Source organism: Streptomyces sp. NPDC004752 (assembly GCF_053601275.1).
In genome coordinates this window covers 1-24344 of sequence record NZ_JBSGBN010000107.1, presented here as the reverse complement: position 1 = coordinate 24344, position 24344 = coordinate 1, and the positions used below count along the sequence as shown (strand labels likewise).

At 70.1% G+C, this 24344-nt stretch carries 18 protein-coding genes; 9 read left to right on the top strand and 9 right to left on the bottom strand.

The window, feature by feature from the left end; all coding sequences use genetic code 11:
- The first annotated feature begins 22 nt into the window (after nt 1-22).
- From ACWEKM_RS33790 to dgoD, 4 genes are all read left to right on the top strand, one after another.
- Nucleotides 23-1120: a LacI family DNA-binding transcriptional regulator gene (locus ACWEKM_RS33790; protein WP_451625079.1), complete on the top strand. Its 1098-nt coding sequence runs from the start codon at nt 23-25 to the stop codon at nt 1118-1120.
- Nucleotides 1121-1461: 341 nt separating this feature from the next.
- Complete coding sequence (locus tag ACWEKM_RS33785; protein ID WP_451625078.1) at nt 1462-2502, top strand: LacI family DNA-binding transcriptional regulator; 1041 nt, start codon at nt 1462-1464, stop codon at nt 2500-2502.
- Nucleotides 2499-2708 carry a hypothetical protein gene (locus ACWEKM_RS33780; protein WP_451625077.1) on the top strand — a complete coding sequence of 70 codons (210 nt, stop codon included), beginning with the start codon at nt 2499-2501 and terminating at the stop codon, nt 2706-2708. Before ACWEKM_RS33785 ends, ACWEKM_RS33780 begins: the two co-directional genes overlap by 4 nt.
- 103 nt (nt 2709-2811) lie before the next feature.
- Nucleotides 2812-3957, top strand: coding sequence for a galactonate dehydratase (dgoD, locus tag ACWEKM_RS33775; protein ID WP_451625076.1), 1146 nt, complete (start codon nt 2812-2814; stop codon nt 3955-3957).
- A gap of 80 nt (nt 3958-4037) precedes the next feature.
- On the opposite strand, the gene ACWEKM_RS33770 is transcribed toward dgoD, so the two are convergent.
- Both ACWEKM_RS33770 and ACWEKM_RS33765 read right to left on the bottom strand, forming a co-directional pair.
- Nucleotides 4038-4742, bottom strand: coding sequence for a hypothetical protein (locus ACWEKM_RS33770; RefSeq protein WP_451625075.1), 705 nt, complete (start codon nt 4740-4742; stop codon nt 4038-4040).
- On the bottom strand, nt 4739-6829 hold the full coding sequence (locus ACWEKM_RS33765; protein WP_451625074.1) for a 3-keto-disaccharide hydrolase: 2091 nt from the start codon (nt 6827-6829) through the stop codon (nt 4739-4741). The genes ACWEKM_RS33770 and ACWEKM_RS33765 overlap by 4 nt, the downstream gene beginning before the upstream one ends.
- Nucleotides 6830-8108: 1279 nt before the next feature.
- Between ACWEKM_RS33765 and ACWEKM_RS33760 the strand changes: the two genes are divergently transcribed.
- The 5 genes from ACWEKM_RS33760 to ACWEKM_RS33740 all read left to right on the top strand — a co-directional run bounded on the left by ACWEKM_RS33760 (nt 8109) and on the right by ACWEKM_RS33740 (nt 12576).
- Entirely contained in the window at nt 8109-9464 is a 1356-nt protein-coding gene (locus tag ACWEKM_RS33760; RefSeq protein WP_451625073.1) for an extracellular solute-binding protein, read from the top strand.
- A complete protein-coding gene (locus ACWEKM_RS33755; protein WP_451625072.1) occupies nt 9461-10501 on the top strand; it encodes a carbohydrate ABC transporter permease in 1041 nt (346 codons plus the stop codon). Before ACWEKM_RS33760 ends, ACWEKM_RS33755 begins: the two co-directional genes overlap by 4 nt.
- Complete coding sequence (locus ACWEKM_RS33750; protein ID WP_451625071.1) at nt 10501-11322, top strand: carbohydrate ABC transporter permease; 822 nt, start codon at nt 10501-10503, stop codon at nt 11320-11322. The genes ACWEKM_RS33755 and ACWEKM_RS33750 overlap by 1 nt, the downstream gene beginning before the upstream one ends.
- A 128-nt stretch (nt 11323-11450) precedes the next feature.
- The gene (locus ACWEKM_RS33745) at nt 11451-11699 is read left to right on the top strand and encodes a carbohydrate kinase family protein (RefSeq protein ID WP_451625070.1); all 249 of its coding nucleotides are present in this window, start codon (nt 11451-11453) and stop codon (nt 11697-11699) included.
- Between the two features lie 112 nt (nt 11700-11811).
- Complete coding sequence (locus tag ACWEKM_RS33740; RefSeq protein ID WP_451625069.1) at nt 11812-12576, top strand: SDR family NAD(P)-dependent oxidoreductase; 765 nt, start codon at nt 11812-11814, stop codon at nt 12574-12576.
- Nucleotides 12577-12754: 178 nt separating this feature from the next.
- Here the strand turns inward: ACWEKM_RS33740 and ACWEKM_RS33735 are convergent, their stop codons facing one another.
- From ACWEKM_RS33735 to ACWEKM_RS33705, 7 genes are all read right to left on the bottom strand, one after another.
- Nucleotides 12755-13396 (bottom strand): hypothetical protein, encoded by a 642-nt coding sequence (locus tag ACWEKM_RS33735; RefSeq protein WP_451625068.1) that lies wholly within the window; start codon nt 13394-13396, stop codon nt 12755-12757.
- Between the two features lie 58 nt (nt 13397-13454).
- A complete protein-coding gene (locus ACWEKM_RS33730) occupies nt 13455-14711 on the bottom strand; it encodes a TIGR02679 family protein (protein WP_451625067.1) in 1257 nt (418 codons plus the stop codon).
- Nucleotides 14708-18865 carry a TIGR02680 family protein gene (locus ACWEKM_RS33725; protein ID WP_451625066.1) on the bottom strand — a complete coding sequence of 1386 codons (4158 nt, stop codon included), beginning with the start codon at nt 18863-18865 and terminating at the stop codon, nt 14708-14710. Before ACWEKM_RS33725 ends, ACWEKM_RS33730 begins: the two co-directional genes overlap by 4 nt.
- Nucleotides 18862-20208 carry a TIGR02678 family protein gene (locus ACWEKM_RS33720; protein WP_451625065.1) on the bottom strand — a complete coding sequence of 449 codons (1347 nt, stop codon included), beginning with the start codon at nt 20206-20208 and terminating at the stop codon, nt 18862-18864. The genes ACWEKM_RS33725 and ACWEKM_RS33720 overlap by 4 nt, the downstream gene beginning before the upstream one ends.
- Nucleotides 20205-21758 carry a TIGR02677 family protein gene (locus ACWEKM_RS33715; RefSeq protein WP_451625064.1) on the bottom strand — a complete coding sequence of 518 codons (1554 nt, stop codon included), beginning with the start codon at nt 21756-21758 and terminating at the stop codon, nt 20205-20207. Before ACWEKM_RS33715 ends, ACWEKM_RS33720 begins: the two co-directional genes overlap by 4 nt.
- A gap of 179 nt (nt 21759-21937) precedes the next feature.
- Nucleotides 21938-23260 carry a 3-phosphoshikimate 1-carboxyvinyltransferase gene (aroA, locus tag ACWEKM_RS33710; protein ID WP_451625063.1) on the bottom strand — a complete coding sequence of 441 codons (1323 nt, stop codon included), beginning with the start codon at nt 23258-23260 and terminating at the stop codon, nt 21938-21940.
- Nucleotides 23257-24213 (bottom strand): endonuclease/exonuclease/phosphatase family protein, encoded by a 957-nt coding sequence (locus tag ACWEKM_RS33705; RefSeq protein ID WP_451625062.1) that lies wholly within the window; start codon nt 24211-24213, stop codon nt 23257-23259. The genes aroA and ACWEKM_RS33705 overlap by 4 nt, the downstream gene beginning before the upstream one ends.
- Nucleotides 24214-24344 lie beyond the last annotated feature (131 nt).

Genomic DNA, 24344 nt, shown 5'->3' with positions numbered 1-24344 from the left:
GGAACCGAGATCGGGAGCGGCGATGGGCAGCAGGGCCGGGCGGGGCGGCAACGCGGGCGGCACGGGCCGACGCAAGACCACTCAGGCCGACGTGGCCCGGCACGCCGGGGTGTCGACCGGCATCGTCTCCTCCGTCATCAACGGCCGTGATTACGGCTCGATCCGGGTCAGCGAGGCCACCCGGGACAGAGTCCGCCAGTCCATCCGGGAACTGGGGTACGTGCCGAACATCGCCGCCCGCAACCTGGCCCGCGGCAGCAACCGGCTGCTCGGCGTCTTCACCTACCAGCCGATCTTCCCCCTGGAGAGCAGGGACTTCTTTCACGAGTTCCTGATCGGCATCGAGGAGGAGGCCGAGCGAGCCGGGTACAACCTGCTGCTGGTCACCGGGTCCAAGGACGAACACGGTCGTCGTTCGATCTACGCCGACGGTGTCAACAACCTCCAACTCGCCGACGGCTCGCTGCTCATCGGTTCCAACGAGTCCGCCGAGGAACTGACCCGGCTGAGCGACGAGTCCTACCCCTTCGTCTTCGTCGGCCACCGCGAGATCCCCGGCGTCGATCTGTCCTATGTGGCCGCCGACTACGCGGGCGGCACGGCGGCGATCGTGCGTGCTCTCGTCGAACGTGGTCACCGCAGAATCGCCCTGGTCCAGAACGACCAGGTCCTCGAATGCGTCCCCGGCCGCCGAACGGGCTTCCGCGCCTGCCGAAGCGGGCTCGGGCTGAGCGAGGACGACGCCCCGGTGCTCAGCCTCGGCACCGGCGTGCCGACGGACTCCGACGTGGTGGTCCCGGACGTGCCCGCCCTGCTTCAGTGGGTCGCCCGGCACGGCAGCACCGCCCTGGTCGTGGAGGTCAGCACCGACGCGGCCGAGATCCGGAGCGCCGCGGTCGCCGCCGGGCTGGATGTCCCCGGCGATCTCGCGCTGGTCGGCCTGAGCGGCACCCCGGAGCAGCCGCAGGTCTCCGATCTCGCCGAACTCCACATCCCCCGGCGGGAAATGGGCCAGGAGGCGGTACGGCTGCTGCTGCGGCTGCTGGCGGCCCCGCAGGACGCACCGTTGCGGTCGACGCTCGACTGCGGCCTGCGAGCGGGAGCGACGCTCTGCCCGTGAGCGCGCCCACCCCGGCATGGACGGCGGGACAGGCCAACCGTGTCGTGGTGTGCCCCGTACAGGATGGTCAATGGCACACCTTTCCCTTGAAGAGGGCGCTTCCTCACACCTTCTGGCAGTGACTTCAGCGGGCCATGACATGACACACGGGAGAAATGACCGGCCTGCTGGACTATGCCCCACATCAAGCAGTGAAGGAAACCGGTTGACTGAACCTTCGGCGGAAGGTAGGTTGCGTCGCCGGAACACGTCGAGGGACAGAACGTGTCAAGGGACGGCCAGAGCCCGCCGCCAACCGACCAGCGAACGGTTTGTCGCGTGGGGCCAAGAGAGGGGCATGTGTGCCTGAACCTCCCGTCAGGGCCAGGCTGGTGGATGTCGCACAGGCAGCCGGGGTTTCCAAGGCCACGGTGTCCAAGGTGCTCTCCGGCTCGCGTGGTCTGTCTGTCCGGCCGGAGACCCGAAGGCGCATCCACGAGGCAGCCGAAGCACTCGGATACCGCCCCCACTCCGGGGCGCGGGCGTTGGCCGGTGCCAGCACCCATGCCCTCGCGCTGCTGGTCCCCGCCCTCGCCAACCCCACGTATGTCACCATCGCCCGCGGTGCCTACCAGCGCGCCCGTGAGCTGGGTTACCTCTCCCTGCTGGCGGAGGATTTCGCCGGGCAGGAGGCCGACGAGACCTTCAACGACCTGGTTCAGGAGGGCCGGGTCGACGGGCTGCTGGTCGCCTCCGCCCGCCCTGGTCATCCCCTGCTCGACACGCTCGGTCGCAGCCGGATCCCGCATGTGTTCCTGAACCGGTCGGTCGAGGGTTCGGGCCGGAACGTCACCATGGACGTGGCCCGCTCCAGTGTCATGGCGCTCGACCATCTCCACGGCCTCGGCCACCGCGCGGTCGGCCACATCGCGGGCCCGCCCGGCATATCGCCCAGCGACACACGCAAGGATGCCTTCCTGCGGCACGCCGCGGAGCTGGACCTCGCCGCCGCCCCGGTCGCGTCCGGGGACTTCACCGAGGACGGCGGGGTGTCCGCGGCCCTGGATCTGCTCCGCCCCGACGCGGGACGTCCACCGGTCACGGCCCTCTACACCAGTTCGCTCGCCCAGGCCATCGGTGCGATGAGCGCGATCCGCGGCCTCGGCCTGCGGATTCCGGAGGACGTCTCGGTGGTCGGCAATGACGACCTGCCCGTCGCCGGTCATCTCCATCCGCCTCTGACGACCGTGGCCATGCCCTTGCACGAGCTGGGAACCGCCGGCGTGGATGCCCTGGTGGCCGCCATCCGGGGCACACCACCGGGGGACGTCGTCGTGCCGACCGAGCCGCGCCTCATGATGCGCGGCTCCACCTCCACCGCGTGCCTCGGGGACGCGCGATGACCCCGGTGACACCGGCACATGTCGGCTGCCGTACGGCCCTGTTCGCCCTGGTCGACTCCGGGGTGGGCCGCGCCGCCGCTCACCGCTCGGCCCCGGAAGAGGCGCCCGGCCATGTCACTGATGCCGACGCTCAGGCGGCCCATCGGGCGGCCACGGCGGTCCGCATCAAGGCGCAGTCACGCATCGACGTCGCCCGCACCCGATGAGTGGGGTGCCGCCCGGCCCCGCTCAAGACTGACCGCCGCACGGTCTTGGACACATGTGTCCCGTCCGCCGGCCGGCCCCGTACCAGGACCCGGAGGTCCCCCGATGAAGATCACTGGTTATGAGCTCTTCCTCGTCGAGCCCCGCTGGCTCTTCCTGCGTGTCGACACCGACGAAGGGGTGTCCGGCTGGGGCGAGCCCATCGTCGAGGGCAAGGCACACACCGTCGCCCGTTGTGTCGAGGAGATGTTCGACTACCTCGTGGGGCGGGACCCCGCACAGATCGAGGACCACTGGCAGACCCTCGCCAAGGGCGGCTTCTACCGTGGCGGCCCCGTACTCATGAGCGCGTTGGCCGGCATCGACCAGGCGCTGTGGGACATCGCGGGCAAGGCGCACGGCGTCCCGGTGCACCAACTCCTCGGCGGACATGTACGCGACCGGGTCCGCATCTACGGCTGGATCGGCGGAGCCACCCCGCAGGACCTCGCCGAGTCGGCGGCCGCGCAGCTCGCCAAGGGCATGACCGCGGTCAAACTCAACCCGTGCGACCAGATCGAACCCCTGGCCACAGCGGGCGCGATCAACGCGATAGTGGAGGGGGTCACCGCCGTACGCGAGGCGATCGGCCCGGACCGCGATCTCGCGCTCGACTTCCATGGCCGATTCAGCGGGCCGATGTCCCGGCGCGTACTGCCGCTGCTCGAACACCTGCTGCCCATGTTCGCCGAGGAACCGGTGCTGCCGGAGTTCTCCGGCGACATCGGCGCCGTTGTGCGGTCCACCTCCATCCCCATCGCCACCGGCGAACGGCTCTACTCGCGATGGGACTTCCGTTCCGTGCTGTCGGAGGGCATCGCCGTGGCACAGCCCGACATCAGTCACGCCGGAGGCATCTCCGAGACCCGGCGGATCGCCGCGCTGGCCGAGGTGCACGACGTCATGGTCGCCCCGCACTGCCCGCTCGGCCCGATCGCACTGGCCGCCAGCCTGCAACTCGACTTCGCCATTCCCAACTTCCTCATCCAGGAGCAGGCTCTCAGCATCGGCTACGGCGGCAGCGGCGGCCTGCTCGACTATCTCGCCGACACCGAGCCCTTCACGGTCCGCGACGGCTTCATCCACCGCCCGACGGGACCGGGCCTCGGCATCGTCATCGACGAGAAGGCCGTCCGTGCTGCCGCCGAACGCGGCCATCGCTGGCGCAACCCCCTGTGGCGCAACGCCGACGGCTCCCTGGCCGCCTGGTAACGCTCCCAAGTGTGGGCCACCCGCACCGGCAGATATACGGCAACCGGCGCCGACCGATAGAAATCGGCGCCGGCTTCGCCTCACTCCAGGCCGACCGCGTTCAGGACATCGGCGTCGGGTACCACCACGGCCGCATGGATGCGCTCCTCGACAAGAGCGGCGTATGCCTCCTCGACACAGAGCACGAGCACGGCCGATCTGACCTCGTCGAAGGCTCGGTGTCCCGACCCGGCAAGCCGGAACCGGGTGTCCCTGATGCGGTCATAGCAGGCACGCAACTGCGGTTCTGTCGGGCTGAGTCGACCCGTCGCGTAAGCCGCTCTGAGGTCGAGGACCATACGGTCGAACAGGTAACTGAAGTAGGACTGCTCGGTGTACTGCTTGGGCCCGAAGATCGGCTCGTGGCAGGCGACATGACGCCGCCGTTGCTCGTTCTCCTCCTGGAGCCGACGTAGAAACGTCGGGTAGCCGATCTCTGTGAGGATGCCGGCCTCGCGCGCGAGCACCTGCTGGACCTTGATGCCGATCAGCTCATCGAGGGCCTGTCGCCGCAGCGTCCCCAGCGGGGTCTCCACGGTGGCAGGACGGGTCCAGAAGCCCGGGGCATTGGGGTCGCCCGGAAAGCGGGCGGCCACCTCTGCGCGGTGTACGACCATGCGGGCACGCAGCTCAGCGACGGCGACCGGTTCTCCGCTCACCGTCGCGACCGTGCGCAGGTCGGGCCCCGAGCCCGGCTCGGGCTCGGGTGTGCCGGTGCCGTCCCGGTAAGCGGCGGCTGCCGTCACGAGGTGACCACGATGTCGTCGAACCGCGCGGCAGTGCCGTGCATGCGCAGCCCGATCTTCCCGGTGGTCAGCTCGGTGGCCGGGTTGGTCCAGGAGATGCGCTGGACGCCGTCGACATACCCAGTGATCGTATTGCCGACCACGGTGGTCTTGAGGGTGGTGAACTGGCCCGGTACGACGGCCAGCGGCGTCGAAGCGACCAGAGTGAGAGTGCCGGCGATGCGCTTGTGGAGCTCGACGGCGTCGGTGGTGTCGTTGAGCCGGAACATATAGAAGTTGGACGCGTCGATGTAGCGGAACAGCACACCGACGTTCCCCCCGGTGCTGACAAGTTTCACCCGGGCACTCAAGGTGTAGTCGGCCCACTTGTCGCTGCCGGCGCCGGCGAGGATCTCGCCGCTGGTGCCGCTCTGGTCGTATACGTGGGTGCTGTCGGTGATCACACTCCAGGTGCCGCCGGAGGTGACCCAGCCTTGCGCATTGCCGTCTTCGAAGTCGTCGCTGAACAGGACGGTGGGTGCGGTGCCGGCCGTCTCGTGAGCGCCGCGGTCCGGTGCGCCCCGGTAGAGAGTGCCGCCGAAGAAGTCCTTGCCGCCGTTGTCGCTGACGGCGATGCCCGAACCGATCGCCGGTGAGCCGGACTTGAGCTTGTAGCCGTCGGCGGTGGCGCGGCCGGTGGCGGTGCCCGGGCTGATGAACATCGGGTCGCCGGTGAGCCGGAACGGGTCGGGGGCCTGGTCGCTGTTGGCGCCGTAGAACAGATTGTGGCTGTAGGTGGCGTTACCGCTGCTGGTGTAGCCGCCGGTGCCGTGGTTGTAGAAGATGTTGTTGGTGTAGTACGCCATGCCGGTGGTTCCGTCGGCGGCGCCGGTCAACGGGGTGTTCTGCGTTTGCGAGCGGTAGATCACATTGTTGTAGGCGTAGAGCTTGCCCGTGCTCAGGACGTGGAAGGTGCCGTTGGAGAGGTCCAGGTCGTCCTGCGAGATGTTGTAGCGGAACGTGTTCTCGTTGCTGGTCTCCATGGCCAGCAGGGTGCCGCCGTCGTTGTTGTGGCTGTAGTTGTACTGATACACGCTGCGGGAGACCATCTGGTCGAAGTTCCACGGCTGGCCGTCGCCGCCGAGGCGTTTGGTCTCGAACGCCTCGTTGTACTGGAAGACGCCATCGGTGCAGTAGTAGGACCACTGACCGCCGATGAAGCTGGTGGGGTCGAGGTACGCCAGGACCGCCGAGCCCGCCGTCGTCGAACCGCCTATCTTGCTGGTGGTGTTGTGCTCGACGAGCGGACCGCGCGCACTGCGGACCAGGATGCCGTCCCGGTGGATCTTCTCGACGTAGTTGTTGCGGATGATGACACCGGTGAACCCGGGGTGCGTCCAGGAGGAGTTGAAGAACGCGTCCGTCATGGTCTGGATGCCGGTGTCGGCGACATTGCTGACGGTGTTGCCGTCGATGAGTACGTCCGACCAGGTGCTTTCCGGATCGGTGTGGGAACCGCGGGCATGGAAGTTGATGCCGCCGGTGCGCCGGTCGGTGCCGAAGATGTCGTGGATGTACAGGTTGGAGAGGTGGATGTGGGCGAATGCCCCGGCGCCGCTGCCCTCTCCCACCACGAGTACGCCGTGCCGGCGCATATCCGTGGCGAACTGACCGCTGGTGATCTCCAGGTTGGCCACGTCCCAGTAGGAGACGTTCTTCAGACGGACGCCGAAGCCTTCACCGTCCACGGCGGTGTTGCCGAAGTTGATCACTGGTCGCACACCGGTGCCGTACTGGTCGACGGCGATCGGCGCGGCAGCCGTGCCGTTGCCCTTGAGGTCGAGGCACTGGTCGGTGAAGATCGACCCGGCCTTGAGGAGGATGCGGTCGCCCGGGGCGAAGGTGACGGTGTTGACCTTGGTCAGTGTTCGCCATGCCGTACCTTCCGAGGTGCCGGCGTTGTTGTCACTCCCGCTTGCGGGATCGACGTAGTAGGTGGTGCCGGCCGCCGCGGCGGCCGGCCCGGTGCCCAGGGAGATCAGGGCGGCCGCGGCCAGGGAGCCGGCGGCGAGGAACGTACGGCGGGACGGGCGTGCGGATGCCGTCATGGCAGCATGCCTTCCATGCGGAGGGGTAGTAGGGGCGCCTCACTGGCGGGTTCGACCGGCGGCTGCGTCGGTGTGGAGGGACGCCAGTGCGTTTACCGGCGTGCAGTTCTGAGGTGTTCGGACCGATCGAGTACGGGCGTGCAGTTGTGATGTGCTCGGGCCGATCGAGTACCGGCGTGCAGTTGTGATGTGCTCGGGCCGATCGAGTACCGGCGTGCAGTTGTGATGTGCTCGGGCCGATCGAGTACCGGCGTGCAGTTCTGATGTGCTCGGGCCGATCGAGCCGGAAGCCCAGGGCGATGTGTTCAGCCGAGATGTTCACCCGAGACAGGGTCTCCACCCGCCGCGGGACCCAGTGCCCCGGACACCTACGTGGTGCTCCAGGTTGCTGAACTCGGCCCGGATCTACGGGGTGACGGCGGCCGGGATTGAGCAGCGGTGACACCGCCGTCGGCCACCAGGGCATCCGTCTCCTGCACCGTCATGGGGAACCTTTCCGCCGGAGGGACCGCGCCCGGCCGCAGAATGCGTAGGTGGCGTCTGACGCGGGCGTCAGGACGAGGCGTCGCGCACACCGATCGCATGATTGCGGAAGGCGGCGCCGAGCCTGGCCCCGCCGGGCAGCCAGGGTGATAAAGCGAATCAGTCGATGCGGTTAACCTAGGCGTGTCACAGAGAGGTGTCAACGAATAGTCGGACCCGTTTTTCCCGGCCGTCGGACGCCTCGACCGGACGGACCTAGATCGGGATCGGCAGCCGGGCACCAACGCGACCCGGCGCGCGGGGGCATCGCCCGACATCGGCTCCTGGGACCCCGTATGACGCACCGTCATCCTCGGGCTCGGGCCGGCGTACACGGATGGACTCGGTGGCCGACCGGCCAGACGGGCGGTAGGGGTGTGACACCCCCTTGGCCCCCCTTGGCTCCAGATCGCGCTCCGACCACGACCCTGGACAACCCACTTGAACCGACCTCTTGACACGTTCCGGCGCCGCCACCTAACGTTCGCCGAAGTTTCAAGTCAACCGGTTTCCCCGGGTGTTGAATCCGAGCGGACTCCATCAAATCGGTCACACCGTTGCACGCCATTTTCCGCTGAAGGTCGTCCACGACGTGTGAGGTGCGCGAGGAAGCGTCCGCCATGGGCGCAGCGCTCGCGGTCACCGTCGTGACCCCGGCTTCGCGGCAGCCGTGCCGACACCCGCGTACGCGAGAGCGTCGCCGCACCACCGCGCGTTGTTCCTCTGCGCCCTACATCCGCACGAAAGGCCCACGAGCATGCCCGTTTCGACCACGCCCCTCGACAGGAGACACTTCCTCTCCGTGGCCGCCGGCGCCGCCCTCGGCGCGACCGCGCTGTCCGCCTGCTCCGCGTCCGTCAGCGATACCGGATCGAACGGCGACGGAGGCAGCTCCCAGGGGACGCTCACCGTGATGTCGAAGCCCAACGATCTGGACAAGAAGACCATCCGGGCCGCGGAGCAGGCGCTGGACATCAAGATCCACTTCGTGGAGTCCGACGACGTCAAGCTCAACGCCATGCTGGCAGCCAAGAACCCGCCGGACGTGGTGCGCGGCACAGGCGCCTTGATGACACCGTTCTATGCCGCTCGCGGGTTGATGACCGACTTGGACCCGTACTTCGCCAAGAGCAAGGCGCTCGCGGCCTCCGACCTCGACCCGGTCAACGATGTCTGGCGTTTCGACGGCCAGAAGCAGGGCACGGGCCCCCGCTACGGCTTGGCCAAGGACTATTCGCAGGACCAGATGCTCTGGTATCGCACCGACTTGTTCGACGCCGCGAGCGTGGACCACCTGAGCGAGACCGAGCCGCCCTCCTACGACGAGTTGCTGGACCTCGGCAAGCGGTTGACCCGGCGGCGGCTAGGCAAGGTCAAGGTATACGGCCTGCAGTACACCGGACTGGGAAACTTCTCCCAGCTCATGGGCATGACCGCGTCGGCCGACGGCAACCTGTTCGCGGAGGACCTGGCATCGGTCGACTTCTCTTCGCCAGAGGCGCTCAAGGCGCTGGCCTGGCTCTTGGAGTACACCAAAGCGGACATCGGTCCGAACGTCGTCAATCCCAACCCGGACGGCTGGGACTGGCCCACCTTCCAGGCCAAGCGGATGGCGATCGCCTGCGACGGCTACTGGTTCGGCGGGGCGATCGGCGCGGACGCCAAGGCCGCCGCCGTCTCCCGGTTCGCGCCCGCGCCGCAGTTCGGCGGCAAGCGCGTCAGCCCCTGCTTCGGGGCCACCGGCTACTGGATCCCCCAGCAGTCCAAGAACAAGGACCTGGCCTGGAAGTTCTTCGAGTGGTACTTCGCCGGACAGTCCGCCAAGGAGCGCGCGAGCAGCGGCTGGGGCATCCCCACCCTGAAGTCGCTGCACTCGCAGATGCCGCAGAACACTGGCCTCCACAAGCAGGCGTTCCAGGTGCAGCAGCGGGAACTCCCGTACTTCTCGGTGCTCTCGTTCACCCCGTATGTCCAAGTGACCGCCCTGGACGCAGTGCTCAGCCAGACACTGCCGCAGGAGGTCGAGGCAGGCACCTCGGCCGGCAAGGTGGCGGACAAGCTGAACTCTCTCATGAACGATCAGATCGCCAAGGGCAAGCAGGCGCTGGGATGAGCGACACCCATCAGCTCGCCGGGCCGGCAGGTCGGCAGCGGCAGGCCCATGCGCGGCTGAGCGGCGCCGGCGAGCCCACTCGTCCGGCCCGCATACGCCGCTCCCTGAGCGCTCGAAGAGCGATGGCGTTCTATGTGTTCACGGGTCCCTGGGTGCTGGGCTTCCTGGCGCTCACGGCCTACCCGCTCGGATACGCGCTGTGGTTGAGCTTCACCAACTCCGACGGGCTGTCTCCCCGTTCCCGGTTCGTGGGCCTGGACAATTACCGGGAGGCGTTCACCGACCCGGAAACTCTGGCCTCCCTGGCGCGCACGGGACTGTTCACCGCGTTCACCGTGCCGCTGACGATCGTGGCAGGACTCGTTCTCGCGGTGCTGGTGAATCAGCCGCTGCGCGGCCGCGGCGTCTATCGCACTCTGCTGTATCTACCCGCCGTGATGCCGCCGGTCGGTGCCGGCCTCACCTTCAAGTTGATCTTCGATCGCGACTCCGGCGCGGCCAACGGGCTCCTGGACCTCCTCGGCATCAACGGGGTGGCGTGGCTGACGGATCCGTACGCCCGCTGGGTGTTGATCGTGCTGACCACGTGGGGCGTCGGCAACATCATGATCATCTCTCTGGCGGGACTGCAGGACATCCCGAAGGAGGTCCTCGAAGCGGCACGGATGGACGGGGCCAACCGCTGGCAGACCTTCACCCGGATCACCTTGCCGTTGCTTTCCCCCGTGCTGTTCTTCCAGGTCGTCACCGGAATCATCGCGGCTCTGCAGAGCTTCGCGCCGCTGTTCATCTCGCTCACGGTGACCCCGCAGGGCATGGCGTCCGTCCCGCGGAGCAACCAGCTGTTCACCATCAAGGTCCTCAACGAGTATTTCTCCAACAGCCGTTACGGCTATGCGTCGGCCCTGCTGTGGATACTCTTCGTGATCATCATCCTGCTCACCTTGCTGGTCTTCAAGCTGAGCAGAGGCGCGGTCTTCTACTCGGTCGACCCCGAACCCGCAGGGAAGAAGCCCCGTACGCTGGGAGACACATAGTGGCACTTACCCGGCGCACCGCCGCCTACATGCTGATGGTGGGACTCGTCGTTCTCTTCCTGAGTCCCTTCGGCTGGCTCCTCATCACCGCGCTCAAGAGTCCCTCGGAGATGAGTGCACTGCCCATCCACTGGTGGCCGCACGATCTGAATCTGGGGAACTTTCGGCAGGCCCTGACGCACTGGCCCTATCTCGGCTACGCCCGCAATTCGCTGATCATCTCGACCATGTTCGCCGTGCTGGCGACGCTCGCCTCGGCCTGGGCGGGCTTCGGCTTCGCCCGACTGCACGCGCCGGGCAAGCGGCTGATCTTCGGAGTGCTGTTGTCGACGATGATGATGCCGCACATCATCACCCTCGTCCCCACCTATCTCCTGTTCAGCAAGTTCAACCTGCTGAACACCTATGTGCCCTGGGTGCTCTGGGGCCTGTCCGGGACGCCCTATCTGATCTTTCTGTTCCGCCAGTTCTTCGCGAACATGCCCAAGGAACTGGAGGAGGCCGCGATCATCGACGGCTGCGGCCAGATCCGCGTGTTCTGGCGGATTTTCCTGCCCCAGTCCTGGCCCGTCATCGCCACCGGCCTGATTCTTTCCTTCAGTTGGACCTGGGGCGACTGGATCGCGCCCGCCCTGCTCCTGGATGACACCCACACCACCCTCGCCGTCAAGCTGACGCGAGGCTATGTCAACCCGCATGGCGAGATCCTCAACAACCTCCTCGCGGCCGGCACGGTGATGTACGTCCTTCCCGTTCTCCTGCTCTTCCTGATCATGCAGCGCGGATTTGTCTCCGGCATCGCCACCTCGGGGCTCAAGTGAACGGAAAGGCAGGACAGAAACCCACCCACGACAGGTGTGTGGGCAGGTCGGTTCAGCTGAGACCCGTCAGTGAAACGGTCGGCGGCAACACGGCCCGGACAGGAGACAGATGAGCGGCCCGGCACACTTTGCTGCCGCTGCTGCGCCGCAGCGACCTGGTCTTCGCGGGATCGCACGAGGCTCGGATCATGGTGCCCGGCGCCGGTGAACCCGAGGAACTCGCCGAGGCCATCTGTGCGCTCGGGCCCGGCGGGGCCGTGATCAAACTGGGCGCCGAGGGAGCGTTCGCCCTCCTCGACGGTCAGTCGTACCAGCAGCCGTCCGCGCCGGTTCACGTACATGACTCCGTCGGAGCGGGAGACGCCGTCGCCCCGTGACTCGGCTCCCCTCGCACCTGCGCGGTTCCGGTGGGACACCGTGGCGGGTCATGCCGTTCGGTCGAGAATGGAAACGTCATGTCAGTTGGGCAAGACGGGAAGGAACAACGCCGTGGCCTCTCACTCACTGGCACGCTTCGCCGGCCGCACGGCCCTGCTCACCGCGGCTGCCTCCGGTATCGGGGCGGCGACCGCCCACCGCCTCGCAGCGGAGGGAGCAGCTGTTCTGGTCACCGACGTCAACGCCGAGGGTGCCCATGAGGTGGCCGAGGAGATCCGCGGCAAGGGAGGACAGGCCAGGGATCGACAGCTCGACGTCACCTGTCCCGACCAGTGGGCCGAGGTCGCCGCGGAGCTCGGCGCCTGGACCGGAAGGCTCGATGTCCTGCACCTGAACGCCGGACGGAGTCTGTCCGGAGCCGCACACGAACTGAACGACGCCGGCTGGGACGGGCAGCTTCGGCTCTGCCTCGACTCGGTGTTCTACGGTGTCCGGGCCGCGGTGCCCCTCCTTGCCACGCGGCATGGGGCAGTCGTGGTCACCTCGTCCGTGCATGCCGCCATCGGCTTTCGGGGGTTCCCCGCCTACGCGGCGGCCAAGGCAGGCATCTGCGGTTTCGTGCGCCAACTCGCCGTCGAGTACGGCGGGAAGATCAGGTTCAACGCCGTCCTCCCCGGAGCCGTGGCCACCGCCTTGTGGGATCAGGTGCCGGCGGAATGGGTGGCGAACACCATCGCGCACACCCCGATGGGCAGGCTCGGCACTCCGCAGGACATCGCGGGGACCGTAGCCTTCCTCGCCTCTCAGGACGCTGCCTTCATCACCGGCCAGAGCCTGCTGGTGGACGGCGGGCGCACCATCAGCGCGCACGAGTAGTGAGCCGTTCCCGGCTCTCCTTCCTCCCCGGCGACTCGGCTGTCCACCGTGCCCGGTCCGGATCGGCGGTGCCACGGACGGCTCCGCGCCGCCGCCGCACGGGGTCGGCAGCCCGTGCGGCGGCGCCGTCGACGAGCGTGGCCGGGAGCAGGGCCGCTACCTGGCTTCCGCCGATCGTTCAGCATGATCCGGCGGCAGACCGCCCTACCGTGCCCTGTGCCGCCGCTGCCGCGAGAACCGCCTCGGCAAGCTCCTCGGGAGACCGGTCCGGGCCCGTGTCGATGTGGTCCAGTCCCAGCCGGGTGACGGTGTCGAGCATCAGCGTCTGGTACCGCAGCGTGCGCGCAAGGAACTTGTCGATCAAGTAGCGGTCCTGGGCGGGCAGTCGACCGTAGTCGCCGGCCGCGTGCATACGCGCGGACAGGACGGCCTCGCCAGCGGTGAGCCACACAGCGGCCGTGTGCGGAACGGCGAGGTCCGCGACACTCGCCGGCCACAGCGCGGACCCCTCCAGCACAAGGCCCGCGCTGCCCGGTGCGGCCAGGGCATGGGTCGTGATCAGTTCCTCGATGCGGGGCCACAGCCGCTGATAGTGGGTGAGCACGGAGGTGATGAGCTGGTCGACCGTGAGAGATCGGTAGTGCTCGTCGACATGCCGCGGAACCTGCCACTCCGGTGTCGGCCACGGTCGTCCGGGATGCCGCGCCAGCCCGTCCGTGGACAGACAGTCGAACCCGAGGCGGTCCGCGACCGCCCGGGCCACCGTCGACTTGCCGGTGTTCGAGGTCCCGCCGATCAACATCACTCTTACGTCCTTCACGGCGGTGACGTTACCGGGCGTGCCGAGACTGGGCACCGACTGTCCGGCGTCGCCGGGCTCAGCGGCTGCGGTGCTGTGGCACCAGGTCCGCCAGCAGGACGTCGGCCACCAGTTCCTCGACCACGGCGGTGCCGTGCTCGGCCATGGCGTGGGTCAGTTCGGGGTCCCAGGGTGCCTCGGTGAGTCGGCCGGGCCGAGGGCCGCGCGGTGTGCGAGCGACCGCGGCGCGGTAGTCCGCCGCCGTCATGCGCCAGGGACGGGCCGACGTCTTGTCCAGGAGATACGCGGCGATACGGATGCCCTCACCGTCGAAGTCGCCGTGGTAGCGGAGGGTGGCGCCCTGGTCCGCGAGGAGGCGCAGAAGGTGGATGGCCGCGCTGTTGGGCCAGCCGGACGTGCACACGAGCGGCGGACAGTTTGGGCCGAAGCGGCGTACCGCGAGAGCCAGGATGCTGGGGTTCTCCACGGCGTGGACCACAGGTGCGGGGTCAGCGGCGAGGGTCCACCGGCCCGGGGCCCGCAGTTGGGCGAGCGTCAGGCTGACGGCCTGACCGGCCTCGGTACCCACGCGGGCCACACGGGCGAGCGGGCCGTCGCCGACCGGTCGCAGTCCACCGACGAGAACGGTGGCGGACAGGTCGTCGTCGGCGACACCGGCGCGGGTCCACAGCGCGCGCCGGTCCACCGCGGACTGCGGCGGAGCGATGTCGTAAAGGTGCGCGAGGGCGCGCAGAACGAGCGTGGACAGGGGGGTGCCGTCGTCGAGTGCGTGCGCATGACCGTTCAGGACTCGCGCGGCGAAGACGGGCAGTGGCTCGGCCTGGGCGGGCAGCTCCGCGAGCACGGTGAGCACGTCGGTGAGCAGGGATCGGGTGCGTTCCGGTGAGCCGCCGACCAGGCCGGCGGCTCGGCAGGAGGCGACCCAGTCGGAGAGTGCGGGCTGGGCCCGCACGGTGTCGTGGTGGGCCAACCAGGCCCACAGCTCGGCGCGTTCGCCTTCCTGGCGGCGCCGTTGGCCCGCGCGGTCACCGAGGGGGCCGACGAGTTCGGTGACGGTTTCGCGGACCGTGCGGCCGCACAGTTCGGTGACGGCCTCTTCCAGGCGGGCCAGGGGGACGGAGGGGCGGGGGTCGGGCAGCCGGTCCAGGCCGAGGAGGTCGGCGAGGGCCTCGCGTTGGGCGGCGTCGAGCGGTCCGAGACGCACCCGGGCGACGGGGCGGCCGGAGGAAAGGCGGTCGTGGACCGTGACCCAGAGCGCGCGGAGTTCGGGGCGGCGCAGGGTGTGTGCGACCCGGCCCGGTTCAGGGTGGGTCATCCCGCCTCCAGGTCGGTGCCGTTCCAGACGAAGCGGGCGCTGGTGACCGCGTCGTCCGCCCCGTCGGTGAGGAGTTGGTGCACCGCGATGCCGGGCAGCTCGCCGTAGGTGCACCACTCGTGGTCGGAGGTGACCATGAGATCCAGGTCGAGTGCGGTGAGCAGGGCGAAGACCTGACCCCGGTTGACGGTGTCGACGCCGACGAAAACCTCGTCCAGAAGGATCGGCCGGGGCGCGAGGGGCACGGCCTCGTAGTGCGCGGCGACGGCGGCGAACAGCGGCAGGTGCAGTGCAATGGCCTTCTCTCCGCCGGAGAGCGCACCGTGCAGCTTCTTGGTCAGCGGCTGCCAGCCGGTCCCGTTCGCCCGGTCGAGGCGGACGGTGAAGCGATGCCAGGCGGTGTAGTCCAGCACCTCGCCGAGCTGTTCCTCCCAACTCGCGGCCGTGTCGCTGCCCTTGGCCTCCTCGATACGGGCGCGGAAGAAGGCGTGCAGGGCCTCCCGGTCGGCCTCGGTGACCCGGCCGGGGTCCTTGAGCAGCAGCTGGCGAGCGGTGCGGGTGCTGTCCGGGAGATCCGGGCGGACGTCCCAGACGAGCTGGACGGCGACGTTCGAGGCGGTACGGACCCGCTCCAGGTGCCCGTTCATCCGGTCGACGAGTTCGCCTGCCTGACGGATGCGCGCCGCGAGGTGACGGCGGATGTCGCCGGTGAGGATCTGGTCGAAGAGGCGCCGCTCGGCGGTGGTGATGTCGTCCCGGCTGCGGTCGCGCTCCTGGGTGAGCGCACTGAGCAGGCCGGTCGCCCCCACGCGTACGCCGTCCAGGGTGGCGGTGAAGAGCTGGATGTCGTCGTCGGGTTCCAGGTCCAGGTCGACGCGGGCGCCGAGGCGCCTGCGGGCCTCGTGGACCGCTTCGGACAGACGGGTCGCGGCGTCGCCCAGGTTGCGTGCGGCGTGCGGGATGCCGGGCCACTGCGCCGCTGTGCCGCGGGCCGCCTCCAGGGTGGCCTTGGTGCCGTCGCCGGCGTCGAGCTCCGGTGCGATGCCGGCGTCCTCGGCCAGCCCGACCAGGCACAGATGCCGAAACCGTCGCGCCGCGCCGTCCCGGGTCGCGACGGCCTGCTCCCGTCGTTCGGCGTCCTGACCACTGGTGGCCCGCAGTCCTCCGATACGCCCCTCCAGACGCACCAGCAGATCGGCTGCCCGACCGGCCTCCTGGCGGCAGCGGCGCAGTTCGGCGCGCGCCTCGGCGACGCGTGCGACGACCTGTCGGTAGTCCTCGCCGACGGTGGCCTCCACCGCCTCCAGGCGCGCCTTCAGTCCCGCGGCCTCCGCTTCGACGGCAGCCGCGTCCTCGGCCTGTTCCTCGGCGGCCCGGCGCGTGCGGTCGGCCTGCGCGGTGATCTGGTGGGCCCGGTCGGCGGCGGCGGTCGCGGTGAGCCGGGCGTCCACCCAGCTGTCGGCGGTGTCCCGGAACAGGTCGATGTCGACGGAGAGTTCACGCAACCGGTCGCGATCGGTGGGCAGTCCGTGTTCCGCGGCCCGGCGGCTGAGGTGGCGCAGGGTGCTCGCCACCTCGGCCTCGCTCCGGGCCAGGTGCGCGGCCGCGTCGCGCACGGCGTCGTCCCTTGCGGCGACCCTCTCCTCGGCTCGGTCCACGTCATGTCGACGGGTGTCGAGTTCCCGGTGGTCGGGTTGAGCGGCGCGGTCGGCGTCCAGCCTGGCGCGGCGTGCGTCGAGGCCGCGCAGCTCGTCGTCGAGTACGGCGAGGGAGGCGTTCAGCTCGCCGATGCGCTCGGTCAGTTCGCCGAGCCTGCGCTGTCGGGCCCGCTGCCGCGCGAGGGCACCGATGTGAGCGGGTTCCGGCTTGCTCCACGTCCCGGTGGCGAGCGCGAGCCGCCAGGCGCCGTCGGCGGAGACGGCCGCGGGGTGAGTGCCGGGCAGAGTTGTGCCGTAGGCGACACCGGCGAGGATGCGGGTCACGGTGTCGGCCGGGACGGGGATGTCCTCGTCGGGCCTGAGCACCTCCAGCAGGCTGGGCCCCGGGGCGGTCACGGCCAGGGCCGCCTCGGCGCGGGTGTCGTGGCCCGGCAGGGTGATCCCGTCGTAGGGGCTGACCCAGGCGTCCAGTAGGCCCGATGCCTCCAGTGCGGCCTCCACGGCGGCCCGAACGGGGAGCGGGACACCGTCGCGGAAGGCGACCAGCCGCCACAGCGGTGCGCCGGCCGTCGCCGTGCGGACGGCGGTGCGGGTGGGCGGGGGCGGGGGCGGCAGGTCGGTCTCGCCGCTCAGCCGTCGTACCTCCTCCTCATGTCGGCTCCGCTCGTCCCGCAGGGCCCCTCGTGCGGCTCGGGCGGTGGCCTCGGCCGTGGCGATCTCCTGTTCCAGCGGGCGTGCGGCGGCTTCGGCCAGCGCTCTCACCCCGGACTCGGTGGCCGCCGTGGCCACCAGTTCCCCGGGGTCGGCGATCCGCAGTTCCGCGCAGTCCTCGGCCCAGGCGAGCAGCCGTTCCGTCTGCGCGGCGAGGGCGTCGTCCCAGGCGCCGGATGCCTCGTCCCGTCGGGCGATCGCCGCCGAGAGCCGGCCCCGGGCCTCGTCCAGTAGGCCCTCGGCGGCACTTCGGTCGCGTACCGCGCGATGGTGCTCGTCCATCGCCTCGGTGATGAGGGTGATCTGCTGCCGTCGGGCGGTGACCGCGCCGCGCAGCAGCCGACGGGCCTGTCGGGCCTCGTTGTCGCCCACCAAGGGTGTGGTGCCGGAGCCGTCGGGCCGAGTGCCGCCCGCCGCCCGGCCCGTGCCGCCGGGGAGGGGCACCGCGCGAACCACGCCGAGGATGGTCTTCGCCTCGTGATGGATGGACTCCAGACCCGCCGCCCGGGCCGACCGGCGTGCTTCCTCGGCTGCTTCGCGCGCGTGCTCGTCGAGGGTGCGGGCCCGGTCCGCGGCCTCATCGGCGTGCCTGCGGTCCTCCTCCGCCCTGGCCCGAGTGTCCTGGGCGGTGGCACGCCGCCGCCCGGCGGCGGCTGCCACGTCTTCGGTGCGGCGGCGGAGTCGGTCGAGTTCCTCGCCCTGTTTGTACGCGTCGCTCTCGCGCAGACCCTCGACGGTCTCCTCCAGGCCGTGCGCCCGCAGGTCCTGTTCCGCACGCCGGGCCCCTGCCGACTCGCGTTCCCCCAGCACCTGTTCGAGCTGCTCGGCGCTCTGGCGGGCAACCCTGGTGAGGTTGTCCAGCTCGGTGGTCGCCGAGATCAGCGCAGCCGAACCGGCACGCAGGACACGTCGCGCGTAGGCGCGCTGCCGGGACGCGATGGTCTCGGCCGCCGTCACCTCGTCGTCGAGCCGCTTGAGGTGTTCGCGCTGGCGGTCCAGTCGCTCGAAGCCCTCGGCGAGTTCGGCGATCTCGGCTTCGCCGAGCGGGGGCAGAGCGCGGGACAGCAGGGTGGAGAGCAGGGACGGGTCGAGCCGTTCGGACAGTTTGGGCTGGCGCAGCTGGAGCAGGGCGGACAGCAGCGACTCGTAACGCTGTTCCCCCATGCCGGCGAAGAGTTCACGTCGTACGGCCGTGCGGTGGTCGTTGGCCGAGGCGTGCACCTCGCCGCGGTCGCGCAGGGCTTCGGCGAGGGCGGCCCGGGTCAGTGGCTGCCCGGCCTCGTTGACGAGGAGCACACCGTCGGGGTGGGCGATCCTGGAGCCGGTGGTGAAGTAGTCGGCGTGCACCCCGCTGGTGTGCACGCTCGCCTGTAGACGTGCTCCGCAGCCGAACCACCGCGCGGTGCCGTCGTCGCCGACGCGGCGGAACTCCATCCACACATACCCGACGCGGGTCTTGCCCGAGGCGCCTTCGCCGAGCAGGTTCCAGTGCATGGTGCGTTCCGAACCGCCGAACGTGGACAGCCGGTTGGGGCGGAGACTGGCGTCGAAGAGGAAGGGCAGGAGCAGTTCCAGGGCCTTGGATTTGCCCGAGCCGTTCTGGCCGCGCAGGAGCAGGCGGCCCTGGTGGAAGGTGAACGTCTCGTCGTAGTAGCGCCAGACATTCAGGATGCCCGCGCGGTGCGGCTGCCAGCGGGTGTGCGCGGCGTTCGCGGTCGCTGCCGGTGTCCCGGCCGACTCACCGGGCTCCGGCCGCCGCGGAAGGGGAAGCTCTGTCACACTCACCGCTGATCTCCTTCTGCGCCGACGTCACGGGAGGCCGGGGCGCCCGCCGTCCCACGCGGGCTCGCGTCCCGCTCCCGTCCGGGCTTGTCCGCCGGATCCGGGCTCGTCGTCTCCGTCAGCCGATAGCGGTACGCGGCCGGGCAGGCGAGGACCCGGCCCCCGGCTCGGCGGACCAGGCCGACATCGCGCAGGACGCCTACCGCGTCGTCGGACAGCCGGGCCGCGCCGTCCTCGGACCGGTACGCCTTGGCCCAGCGTGGGAAGCGGCGCAGCAGATCGGCTCCGGCCTCGGCGAGCTGTTCGGGCAGCAGCCCGGCGGGCGCGGCGCAGAGCGGCTCCAGAAGGAGCAGCGCGGCGACCCGGGCGGTGGAGGTGTCGTCGGGGAAACGGACATCGGTGGCGAGCCCGTCCGGGTCCACGAGCAGGAATCCCTCGGCTCGTTCCTCCAGGAGGAAGCCGGCCTGCTCGACCGAGCGGCGCAGGATCTGGCGTCCGGTCAGGGAGGTGATGTACGCCAGTTCGTCGTCGGTGAGGTCCGACCGGTACAGCACGGGGTCGTCGAAGAGACGACGCAGCACCGAGTGGCGCAGTCTCAGGTTGCGTTGGGCGTCCGTGGCAGCGGTCTCGCTGTGCGCCTCGTCCGCCGTCGCGTCGACGACCGCGCCACCGTAGCGGCGCTCGCGCATCAGCCCCGTGAGGAGTTCCTCGAACCGCGCGGGCACCTCGTCCGGGGGGACGGCGAGCCGGGAGGCACCGACGGGCGCGGCGGGCAGCCGCATCAGCAGCGTGGTGTCCACGCGGTAGAGGACCTTGGCCTCCGTGGACTCGACGTACGCCTCGGTCGTCCCGTCCACCGCGCGCAGCACGCCGTACGACTCCAGCAGCTTCAGTACGTCGACGAACGCCATCCGTTCCGGCCGGTGGACCGGGTCGAACGCGGCCGTCGCCCGGTCGGCCGCCATGGCCTGCACGACACGGTCGGCGAGCATGCCGATGGTCGTCATCGGCATCGACAGCAACTCCGCCGCGGTCACACACAGCAGAACGTAACGTCGGCGGTCGAACGGGGCTCCGCCGGAACGCGCCCTGCGGGCCGGGCGGGAGCCGTCCGGGTCCGCGCGGACCTTGGTGAGGCGGGCGTAGCCGCGGCGGGGCTCCACCACCAGACTCCAGCCGCAGGTGTAGTCGAACCACTGGGCCAGCGGCTCACGTCGGCGGCGTACCCGTTCGAAGCCGACCGGGTCGGCGGCCTCGGTGAGCAGGGGGCGGGCCAGCAGGAGGCGGATGGCGCGCGCGACCTCCTCCCGTTCCGCGGCGGCCAGTTGGTTGGCGAGGGTGCTCATCCCGCCGCCTCCCGCCGCTCGGCGCGAAAGCCCGGGAAGGCGCTCGCATTGCCCGCCGCCGTGATGTGGACGACGTAGTCGGGTCCCGCCAGTGCGCCCCGCGCGGTACGCAGGACGGCGCGGTGCTGGTCGGGAGGCGGCGACAGCACGATCTCCGCCCGGCCGTCCCCCGTCGTGGCGCGTCGCAGGCCGCCCGCGTCCGGCCGGGCGGACAAGGCCCGGCCGAGCAGGTCGAGAAGCCGGTCGAAGACAGCGGGATCCAGTGCGCCGAAGGAGGACAGCCGCACGGGTCCGTCCGTCTCCAGCACCCGCCAGGCACGGGCGAGTTCCGCTCGCTCTGCGCGGGCCCGCTCGGCGCGCTCCGCTCTGACCGCCGCGACATCCCGCACCCGGGCCGTGCGGGTGAAGCGCTCGGTGCGACCGCTGGTCCGCAGCAGCGCCGACACCTGCACGGGCGGGGCCTCGGACCAGGACTGGGACGACGGGATCAACTCCGGGTCGGGATGGGCGAGATGAGCGTGGCGCGCGGGACCGAGCCCGAAGGCCGCCGACCACAGCCGGTGCAGATCCTCCTCGGCAGGGGCCGCGGCGAACCAGCGGGCCAGCTCCCGGAAGTCCTGCACGGCACTGGAGGAGCGGCGCCGTGACTCGTTGATCCGCTCCAGAACCTGGAGGAGGGAGACGATGGCCCGCCGGGCGATGTCGTGCAGTTGCTCGATCCGGGGCCGCGCCCCGTCGTCCGGCAGGAACCACGCCCGCAGGCCCGCCCAGCGTGCTCGCCTGCTCTCCAGCCAGTCGGCGGCGGGGTCCTCGCCGGCCACCGGCGGTAGTTCGGCCCCGCGCAGGGCCCGCTCGCGCAGCACGGCGGTCCCCCGCTCCTCCGCCCGGGCCACGGCCGCGGCGACCGTCTGTCCGCGCCGGTCGAGGTTGACCAGGAACTCCTGCAGATACGCGACGGTGGCGGCCTTGACCTCGCGGAACACCTCCGGGTCCGCGCCCTCGGCGCGCAGCAGCCGCTGCAGTTCGCCGTTGAACGCCTTGGTGTTCTCCACCAGGGCCTCCAGATGCCCCTCCAACTCCCGCAGCGTGCTGAAGATCCGCCGATCGGCCGAGGCGGGTTCGCCGGACAGCAGGCACAGCTCGTCGAGCCGGTCGGTGATCGCCTCCAGCACGGCCGTCTGCAGTGCCCCGGTGGAGGCCAGCGCCTCCAGCGCGTGCCGCACTCCGGCGAGAGCGGCCTCGCCCCGGCGGGTCAGCGAGTACTGCAGGTTGCGCCGCTCGTATTCCTCGGCCGTGCGGTAGTTCTCGGCGTGGTTGTGCACCACGTCCAGGAGCTCCCACTGCACCAGCATTCTGAGCGCGTCATGCAGTTCCTCGTCCTCGACCGCAGCCGCCCAGCCCACCCCGCGCAGCCGCGCACGCACCGCGTCGAGCCCCAGCGCCGTCTCCAGGTGCTCGCCGGCCAGGCCGAAGGCGTCCAGCATCGCCCCGTACAGATCGGACCGCTCCACCGTCGTGAACCGGAAGATCTCCGGTGGAATCCTGCGCACGCCTGTCGCCCTCTCCGGTCCTGTCGACCTCTCCGCCACCACCTCGGCGGCCTCCGAATCTCCACCGTAGAGGGCGGCACCGACATTCAGGGGCGACTCCCGAAACAGCGGATTCATCCGGCGCGCGGCAGGTGGTCTCCTGGCCGGAACCGCAACGGTGCGCCGCCCTCAGCGTGCGGCTACTGGTCCCTCTCCCAGCCGGTGCGCAGGTCGTTCAGCGCGCGATGGAAGCCGGGGAAGGTCTTCTTCACGCATCCGGGATCGTCCAGGGTGATGCCGGGGGTGCGCAGGCCGGTGATGCTGAAAGCCATGGCGATGCGGTGGTCGCCGTGGCAGGCGATGTGTGCCGGGCGCAGCCTGGCCGGATGGATCTCGATCCAGTCCCGCCCTACCTGGACCGGGGCGCCGAGGGCGCGCAGGTTCTCGGCGCAGGCTTCGAGCCGGTCGCATTCCTTGATCCGGGTGTTGTAGACGTCCTCGATCCGGACCGGACCCTCGGCGAACGGTGCGATGGCGGCGAGCGTGGGGACGGTGTCGGAGATGTCGCGCATGGTCACGGTGATGCCGGTCAGGGGCCGGTCGGGAGCACCGGTGACGGTCACCCGGTCCTCCTCCAGCGCCACATGTGCTCCCATACGGGCGAGCACCTCGGCGAAGCGCAGATCGCCCTGCAAGCTGTCCGAGCCGAGCCCGGGGACGGTGACACTGTGACCGGTGAGCGCGGCGGCCGCGAGGAAGTAACTGGCGGTGGAGGCGTCCGGCTCGATCGTGTAGTCGGTGGCCGTGTAGGGCTGGGCGGGCACGGTGAAGGTGTCCCCGTCACGGTGCACGCGCACTCCGAAGCGCTCCATCATCGCCAGGGTGATGTCGACGTAGGGCGCGGAGACCAGGTCGGTCACGGTGATGGTGAGCCCTTGCTCGGTGAGCGGACCCACCAGCAACAGGGCGGTGAGGAACTGGGAGGACAGTCCGGCGTCCAGCGTGACGTGCCCTCCCTTGATCCCGTCGGCGTACACGGTCAGCGGATGATGGCCCTCGCGTTCCTCGTGGACGAGGGTGACACCGAGGGCGCGCAGTGCGCCGGTGAGCGGACCGAGCGGCCGGCGGCGCATCTGGGCGGACGCGTCGAACCGGAAGACGCCGTGACCGGCGGCGGCCAGCACCGGGAGGAACCGCGCGGTGGTGGCGCCGTCGCGGCAGAAGACCGCCGCCTCTTCGGCGGTCGGCCCCTGCGCGCGGCCCTCGATGGTCCACCGGTCCGGCTCGCGTTCCAGCCGGTAGCCGAGTGCGGCGAGTCCCTCGGCGAATCCCAGGGTGTCGTCCGAGGCCAGCGGCTTGTGCAGCACGGTCGTTCCGCGGGCCGCGGCCGCGAGGAACAGCGCGCGTGCGGTGATGGACTTGGACCCCGGGATGTCCAGGAACTGATGGCCGCCCTCAAGGAGGGGTTCACCGCCCCCACGCCGCGGTCGCTCGTTCTGCGGCGAGGAGAGTTCGGTGTTCATGTGCGGGGGCGGGTCCTTCCCGTGCTCGGTGGCTCGTGGGCCGACCGCCAGGCGGCGGGCGGCGCTGTGGGCAAGGGGGCGGCCCGCAGCTCGGACCACACGCCGTAGTGGTCGGACGCGGGCCTGTCCAGCTCAACGCCGAGCCGACCGCAGCGCGCGACGGTCCATCCGTAAGAATAACGGTCCCGGGGTGCGGTACCGGCGAGCAGGTAGTCGGTTCGCCAGCGTCCGGGGGCGAACGTCGCCAGCGGGTTGGTCGACGTGTCGATCGTGTATCCGGCGGACTCGTCTCGCCGCCCGGTGTCGACGAAGTACAGTTCGCGGCCCGCATCACCGGCCGCTCCCGCGTCGGCGCCGGTCAGCCAGCGGAGTTCGCCGCTGTCGGGTTCCGCGTTGAGGTCGGCGCCGATGAGCGGCGGTAGTGCGCTGTCGATGGACTCAAGGTGTCGGACGATCGTGCGGTACGGCTGCAGCCGGTCGGCGATCACCGGCAGGTGCCAGGCGATCTTCACGTTGCCCCACAGGCCGGCCGACAGAATGGGCAGCCGCCCGAGCGCGGTCTCCACGACGGCGGTGCAACCACGGCGGTGCATCGTCTCGTCGGGTATCTCCACCGCATGTGTCTCGCTGATCGGATGGCGGGACAACACGGCCTGGCCCTGACTGCGCTCACCGAGCCACCGCACGGGCAGGTAGGCGTAGTACGCGTACCCGAGTTCGGCGGCGAAACGCTCGGCCTGGCTGTCCTCGCTCTCGGTCCAGGACTCCTGAAGGCAGATCACGTCGAAGTCGTACCGGCCGAGTTCCTCGACGAGCCTGCGCTCGCGGCCCAGGTGGTCGTCGTGCATCCAGTGCACGTTCCAGTTCGCGATGCGGAGGGACAGCCCGTCTGTCCGAGCGGCCTTTGCCCTCGGCGACACGGGCTCACTTCCCGGTGTGTGGACCTGGTTCATCAGCTCACCGTCTCCGTCGAATCTGCCGTGGCTTCACTGTCGGGGTCGAAGGGGACGCCGAGGGTGAAGAGTTGGTCGCCGATCTCGGTGCGTGCCGGGACCCGTTTGGCGAGTACGGTTCCGGTTGCGGT